We start from the raw sequence: 5,604 nt of genomic DNA on the forward strand, positions 1-5,604 counted from the left end.
CAATCTCCGCCAAGCATGCTCAAGCTTCACGATTTTTGCAACAGAGCCCTCAAGATTGTGGTGGCAGGGCATCTCATGGCGCTTGCCGCCCTTTTCGTGCAGCCGGACCCATAGGCGGCGGTTCTGCACGAACACGTCCTCCACCCGCATCGCCAGCGCCGCGCCGACCCGCGCGAACGAATAGACCATCAACCCGATCAGCGCCCGATCGCGCAGGCCGGCATGGGTGGTCACGTCGATCCTGTCGAGCAACGCCCGCGCCTCGTCGGGGGCCAGCACCGGCGTCTTGCCGCGCCGCTGGCTATGCGCCGGCCCACGCACCGACGCGGCGGGGTTCACTGGCACGACATGGCCCGTCACCAGCCAATCGAACAGATGCTTCACGCCGGCGAGTTGCTGCTTGACGCTGGGCGCGGCCAGCTCGCGCCCCAGCGCCTCGATCCAGGCCGCGACGTGGAGCGGCTGCACGCCGGCAAGGGAGGCGACGCCGCGCGCCTCACACCAGGCCAGGAAGTCGCCCGCCGCGCGCGCATAGGCGCGGCGTGTGTGCGGGTTGCGGATGGTGACGGCAAAGAACTCAAGGAAGCGCAGCCGCGTTGCGTCGTCGGCCGCCGCAATCAGTGCCGGCAGCGCCAGCGTGGGCGAGGGCAGGAGGGCGAGCTGGTTCATCGTGCAATCTTCTCCCAGCGCGCCGGTTCGGGACACGGCTGCGCCAGCTCCCGGCGCAGCTCGTCAAACACCTCGTCGGCGGGGCGGACCGATTCCAGTTCGGCCGCCGATGCGTCCAGCACCCGGCCTAGCAACTCGTCGCGTAGGTCGCGGTACGGCTCCAATTCACGAAAGTTCTGGACGATCGCGAACACCGCCTCGGATGGATCAACGAACATGCCGCGCTCGACCCGCTCCAACAGCCAATCGGCCTGATCGCCGGTCAGATACGCCTCGAAGCGTAGCCCGCCCGCACGGGCCTGCTCGCGCAGCGCCTTGGCCTGGTCGCGCTCGGCGTAGTTGTCAGCGAAAGCCTCGTCGTCGTCCATATCGCTTCCTTCGGCGGTGGATCTCGGGATCGTTTAAACGGCCTCGCCTGGGTCGCCGCGATAGCGCACCCAAAGGCCGCCCATCGCGTCGCGGTAGCCCCATGCGTCGGCGTAGGTCGTCGGCTCCTGCGCCAGCCAGGCCATGATCGTCAGCATATCCTCGGCAATGACGGCATCGAGGTTGCACAGGTGCAGGATCGGGAAATGGCCGCACTCGTCGCCGTTCCACCAGGCCAGGAGGAAATCGGCCACCTTGCGCGATGCGCCGGTCTCGGCCGCGCGCGTGGCGGGCAGAGCGACGGGCAGCAAACGGCCGATTGCCGCGCCGACTTCATCGAAGCTGACGGCGCGAATGACAGGCCGGCGCTGCGGGGGTGCCGTGTGGGCGATCCCGCTCATGCGCGCGCGCTCCCCTCGCGGCGCGGTCGTCCACCCCGGACATGCGCGCCAGGATCAATGATCGTCTCGGCATGGCGGCTGAGATTTTCGACCGCGCCGGCCATGCCGAATATCTCGACCCGCCCGCCCTTGTTGTAGATGCGCCCCGCTATGGTGCCGTGGAGGATGGCGCGTGCCTTCGGCTCGATCGTCAAGTCGCCCATGATCGTGCCGTGCAGGATGAACCGCACGCCGCCCTGCAGGGTCGCGTTGCCGGTGATGGTGCCATAGAGCGCCATGTCCTCGCCAATCGCGAACGGACCCTCAATGCTGTCGTGAACCGCGCGCATTATGAAGCCGCCTCAAGATCAGTCAGACGAATCAAAGCTGCCCCGTTGCAACGAGTTGACCCAGCAGGGCATTGACACGGGTCTGCCATCCGGGGCCGCTGCCGCGCAGATGCTCCACCGTCTTTGCATCCAGTCGGATTTTCACCTCCACCTTCGGCGCTTCCGACTTCGGCCGCCCGCGCCGGGAAGGCTTCATCCCGGCCATGAACGCCGCATCCATCGGCGGATTGTCATCGTGAACCTTCGGATCAAACTTGGCCATGATAGAACCTCACTTCGTGCTTCTCTGCTGGGCGTAGGCTGATGGCGCGCACCGCATCGTCATGAGAGCCTTCGGTGAAAAAGCACATGCAGGCGATCACCGATCAGGCCCATGCCGACGAAACGAACCTCTCCATAATCGAAGCGATCATCTTCGCGCTCAAACGCCGTATCCCAATCGAAATCTTCCGCAGCTCGCAAGGATACGCCGTGCTTGGCGATATTGGCTTCATCCTTGGCCGGGTCGAACTCGATTTCCATAGCAAATAGCGTACACCCATTAAATCGAGGAAGCAATGATTTTCGGGTGCACAAAAATTATGTTGAGTGCCACGCTATTTGGCCACATGATGCCATGATAAATGGCCAAGATGGGTGGTTGCCGGCAGCTCCGGGCCTTTCAGAGAAGGTTTGAAAATGGCGCCAACTCGGCGACGGTGCCGACCAGGCTTTGCCGGGTCAGGATCGCGAGATATTCCTCGACCGTATAGGGCGGCGCGGTAAGACGGGCGCGCACCTTTGCAACGGCGCTGCAAAAGACGCCGGGTGCGAGGTGTAAATGGCTGGTCAGAAATTCGTCGGGATGCTGCGCCTCGATGCCATAGGACGCGAGGGACGAAGCGGGAAAATGCTTGAGGTTCTGCGTCACGATCACGTCGCAGCGCCCGACGATCGCGGCGGCCAGCACATGCCGGTCGCCGCGATCGGGCAAATCAAGAGATGGAATCAGCGTGTCATAGCCCGTCACAAGGGCGTCGCGCATCGCCCTGTCCATGCGGTCGCGCGTGCGTTCCAGCGCGGCTCGGTCGCGGTGCGGTTCGTTGCGTACCAGCGCCTCGATCCACTCGCGATGAATGTCCGCGCTCCATTTGGCCTTGAACAGATCGGTAACGGCAATCTGCATCAGCAGATCGCGCATGGGGGCGGGATAGAGGACGTTAGCGTCCAGCAGCGCCGTATAATGGCTCATGCGTGACGATAGCCCATGTCCTGTTCCTGGGCCTCTCGGGCCAGTTCATCCAGCACGGTTTCCCGGTCGCGGTCGTCACGGGCCTTATAGGCCATCAAATCTTCCATGCGGATACGGCGGTGCGTGCCGACCTTGCGATGCGGGATCACGCCGGTATCGAGCAGGTTGATGAGGAAAGTGCGCGAGACATTGAGCATGTCGGCCGCCTGCACGGTGGTCAGCTCCGCATCCTCGGGAATGATCGTCACACCGCGACCGGCGGCCATCGCGTCGAGAATATCCATGAGCAGCGACACCGCGCCGGCGGGCAGCTCTATGGGCTTCTCCTGTTCGGCGTCGCGCACGCGCAAGGTCAGCGGGCGTTTCTGGCGGGCATAGCCGGCAAGCACTTGGCCCGACAGGCGCGCTATGGCGGCATCCTGCGGTGTCGGCGGCATCTGGCGATGGGCGAGCATGTTCATGGTGGACTCCTTCTCCCTTGAAGTAGGGCATAAACGCCGCAAACGCAATAAATGACATAAGTGACAATATCTAGCCGCCAAGATTCACGGCCTGTTCTATGTATGATAAAGGACATTATCATACATAGAACGAGGCGTGAATCCCGCATGTCGCATTCCGGCTATTCAGCTATCGCGTCGAACCGGTCTCGAGCCTCACGCACAGCCATGTGGTTCTGGTCAGCCCATTCGATAAGGGCCAGCAAGGGTTGGAACATCGAGTGGCCCAAAGGGGTCAGGCTATATTCCACCTTGGGCGGCGTGCTGGGGACGACCAGCCTGTGAACGTAGCCATCCCTCTGCAATTCACGCAGGGTCTGCGTCAGCATGCGTTGCGAAATGTCGAACACAAGTCGGCGGATCTCGCTGAAACGGCGCGGGCGTTCCGCAAGCACGATCAGCAGGAGCGAAGACCATTTGCCGCTCAGATTGGCCAGGACGTCCCGTACCGGGCAATTATCCAGGTTGCCGCCATGCGCGCGACGTATCTCGTCGAGCTTCATGCCCCCGTCAACATTGAACACCGCGATGCCGGTGGTTCCCTTCGCGTAACCAGCTTCCATAAAACTGCCTTCTTTACAGGAGTTGAACTCAGTTTAACATCATAGTCTCAATAAGAGACCTAATCTAGCAGCAGGAATATCCCTTCATGAGTGAAACGATCCTCGTCACCGGCGCAACCGGCCAGCTCGGCCAGCGCGTGGTTCACCATCTCCTGGAGACCCAAGGTGTGGCGCCTGAGAGCCTGATCCTGCTGAGCCGTGATCCAGGCAAGTTGTCTGACCTCAGCGCAAGGGGTGTCCAGGCGAGGATCGGAGACTTCGACGACGCAGCGTCGCTGGGCCAAGCCTTCGACGGTGCCGATCGCATTCTCATCATCTCCACGGATGCTGTCGGCGAGCCGGGCAAGAGGTTGCGTCAGCATCTTGCAGCCGTTTCGGCCGCAGCCACAGCAGGTGCGCATATTGCCTACACCTCGATGCTGGCGCCCGAACCGGGTAATCCGGTGCTCTTCGCGCCCGATCATTATGGCACCGAGCAAGCGATCAAGGAAACGGGTCGTCCCTACACGATTTTCCGTAATGGCTGGTATCAGGAGAATCTCCTGATGACTTTGCCGCAGGCGATCAAGATGGGGACGCTCTACACATCGGCAGGGGAAGGCCGGACCTCTCATATTGCGCGAGAGGACGTCGCTCGCGCTATTGCCGCCTCGCTGGCGTCCGGTTCTACGGAGAGCATCACCTATCAGTTGACCGGCCCCGAGGCGCTGACGACCACCGATGTCGCCGCATTGGCGGGCGAGGTCGCAGGCAAGCAGATTCCGGTCGTCAACCTCACCGACGAGCAGTTACTGGAGGGCATCAAGGCGGCCGGCGTCCCGGAGGGCTTCGCGCGGCTTCTGGTGTCCTTCGACGCCAACGCACGCACCGGCAGCAACTCCCTCGTTACCGATGACGTGGCAACGCTTTCCGGACAACAGCCCCTCCCACTTCGGGCTTTTCTGGAGAGCAGCAAGGCCGCGCTTATCGCATAGCAACCGCTTCGCGATGCACCGGCAGGGGCGAGATCAGCAGTCAGTTCTTCGGCCGCCCCATCGATCTCGCTCATGCACCTGTTCAACACCATCCGCCCTCTCGATCCATGCCGCGAAGTCGGACGGTGCGGCCAGATCTAGAGGGCGGATGGCGCTGCACTTCAACGCCGCGATCGTCTCAGGCCGTTGCGCATTCACCAAGCATGGCGCGATCCTTAGCGATTGTTGTTCATTCTCTCACTGGACGGAATAAGCCCTAAGGAAGACGTCCACGGCGTCCGCGACGGATGCAGCCATTTTTCCCTTGGTTTTGGCTCCCCAAAGCAGAGGTTCTACATATCCCGCTTCAAGCAGGCCCTTGAGGTGGATCGCGATCAACATGGGATCGGTGGCGGCCAATATCCCTCTATCCTGCAACTGTTGCACATAGGCCGCCACTTCTTCCCATGCTCGCATTGGCCCGCGCGCATAGAGGCTTGCCCCTAGTTTGGGGTCGGTACATAGAACGGACCCAGATATACGCTCTCATGACTGCCGTCCGAGACGCTGGCCGAGTTTACTCCTTCGCTGG

The 5,604-nt window shown here is 62.2% G+C and carries 11 protein-coding genes; 1 reads left to right on the top strand and 10 read right to left on the bottom strand.

Translation table 11 applies throughout. The features are described from left to right. The 9 genes from ET21_RS0117795 to ET21_RS0117835 form a co-directional block, all read right to left on the bottom strand. Nucleotides 1-669, bottom strand: a 669-nt coding sequence (locus ET21_RS0117795) for a tyrosine-type recombinase/integrase (RefSeq protein WP_030540718.1), incomplete at its 3' end; no start/stop codon positions are given. Then, entirely contained in the window at nt 666-1,037 is a 372-nt protein-coding gene (locus ET21_RS0117800) for a hypothetical protein (RefSeq protein ID WP_030092871.1), read from the bottom strand. The genes ET21_RS0117800 and ET21_RS0117795, both read right to left, overlap by 4 nt. Before the next feature lie 33 nt (nt 1,038-1,070). Next, nucleotides 1,071-1,436 (bottom strand): hypothetical protein, encoded by a 366-nt coding sequence (locus ET21_RS0117805; protein ID WP_030092870.1) that lies wholly within the window; start codon nt 1,434-1,436, stop codon nt 1,071-1,073. Then, on the bottom strand, nt 1,433-1,765 hold the full coding sequence (locus tag ET21_RS0117810) for a hypothetical protein (protein WP_030092869.1): 333 nt from the start codon (nt 1,763-1,765) through the stop codon (nt 1,433-1,435). Before ET21_RS0117810 ends, ET21_RS0117805 begins: the two co-directional genes overlap by 4 nt. Before the next feature lie 31 nt (nt 1,766-1,796). Further along, nucleotides 1,797-2,027, bottom strand: coding sequence for a BrnA antitoxin family protein (locus ET21_RS0117815; RefSeq protein ID WP_030092868.1), 231 nt, complete (start codon nt 2,025-2,027; stop codon nt 1,797-1,799). A gap of 59 nt (nt 2,028-2,086) precedes the next feature. Further along, nucleotides 2,087-2,287 (bottom strand): BrnT family toxin, encoded by a 201-nt coding sequence (locus ET21_RS27185; protein WP_231746350.1) that lies wholly within the window; start codon nt 2,285-2,287, stop codon nt 2,087-2,089. 139 nt (nt 2,288-2,426) lie between these two features. Further along, on the bottom strand, nt 2,427-2,996 hold the full coding sequence (locus ET21_RS0117825) for a PIN domain-containing protein (protein WP_030092866.1): 570 nt from the start codon (nt 2,994-2,996) through the stop codon (nt 2,427-2,429). Next, nucleotides 2,993-3,457 carry a helix-turn-helix domain-containing protein gene (locus ET21_RS0117830; RefSeq protein ID WP_030092865.1) on the bottom strand — a complete coding sequence of 155 codons (465 nt, stop codon included), beginning with the start codon at nt 3,455-3,457 and terminating at the stop codon, nt 2,993-2,995. Before ET21_RS0117830 ends, ET21_RS0117825 begins: the two co-directional genes overlap by 4 nt. A gap of 161 nt (nt 3,458-3,618) precedes the next feature. Then, nucleotides 3,619-4,059: a helix-turn-helix domain-containing protein gene (locus ET21_RS0117835; protein ID WP_234893064.1), complete on the bottom strand. Its 441-nt coding sequence runs from the start codon at nt 4,057-4,059 to the stop codon at nt 3,619-3,621. Between the two features lie 86 nt (nt 4,060-4,145). Here ET21_RS0117835 and ET21_RS0117840 point away from each other — a divergent pair, with 86 nt between their 5' ends. Next, complete coding sequence (locus ET21_RS0117840) at nt 4,146-5,033, top strand: SDR family oxidoreductase (protein WP_030092863.1); 888 nt, start codon at nt 4,146-4,148, stop codon at nt 5,031-5,033. A gap of 237 nt (nt 5,034-5,270) precedes the next feature. On the opposite strand, the gene ET21_RS27190 is transcribed toward ET21_RS0117840, so the two are convergent. Beyond that, nucleotides 5,271-5,552: a TetR/AcrR family transcriptional regulator C-terminal domain-containing protein gene (locus ET21_RS27190; RefSeq protein ID WP_162180712.1), complete on the bottom strand. Its 282-nt coding sequence runs from the start codon at nt 5,550-5,552 to the stop codon at nt 5,271-5,273. Nucleotides 5,553-5,604: the final 52 nt, after the last annotated feature.

The sequence above is a fragment of the Sphingobium sp. DC-2 genome (assembly GCF_000722555.1).
Classification (GTDB): Bacteria; Pseudomonadota; Alphaproteobacteria; order Sphingomonadales; family Sphingomonadaceae; genus Sphingobium; species Sphingobium quisquiliarum.

What these genes read in the sequence shown, in the direction of transcription:
- ET21_RS0117800 (WP_030092871.1), bottom strand. Translation starts at nt 1,037, where the DNA reads ATGGACGACGACGAGGCTTTCGCTGACAACTACGCCGAGCGCGACCAG.
- ET21_RS0117805 (WP_030092870.1), bottom strand. Translation starts at nt 1,436, where the DNA reads ATGAGCGGGATCGCCCACACGGCACCCCCGCAGCGCCGGCCTGTCATT.
- ET21_RS0117810 (WP_030092869.1), bottom strand. Translation starts at nt 1,765, where the DNA reads ATGCGCGCGGTTCACGACAGCATTGAGGGTCCGTTCGCGATTGGCGAG.
- ET21_RS0117815 (WP_030092868.1), bottom strand. Translation starts at nt 2,027, where the DNA reads ATGGCCAAGTTTGATCCGAAGGTTCACGATGACAATCCGCCGATGGAT.
- ET21_RS27185 (WP_231746350.1), bottom strand. Translation starts at nt 2,287, where the DNA reads ATGGAAATCGAGTTCGACCCGGCCAAGGATGAAGCCAATATCGCCAAG.
- ET21_RS0117825 (WP_030092866.1), bottom strand. Translation starts at nt 2,996, where the DNA reads ATGAGCCATTATACGGCGCTGCTGGACGCTAACGTCCTCTATCCCGCC.
- ET21_RS0117830 (WP_030092865.1), bottom strand. Translation starts at nt 3,457, where the DNA reads ATGAACATGCTCGCCCATCGCCAGATGCCGCCGACACCGCAGGATGCC.
- ET21_RS0117835 (WP_234893064.1), bottom strand. Translation starts at nt 4,059, where the DNA reads ATGGAAGCTGGTTACGCGAAGGGAACCACCGGCATCGCGGTGTTCAAT.
- ET21_RS0117840 (WP_030092863.1), top strand. Translation starts at nt 4,146, where the DNA reads ATGAGTGAAACGATCCTCGTCACCGGCGCAACCGGCCAGCTCGGCCAG.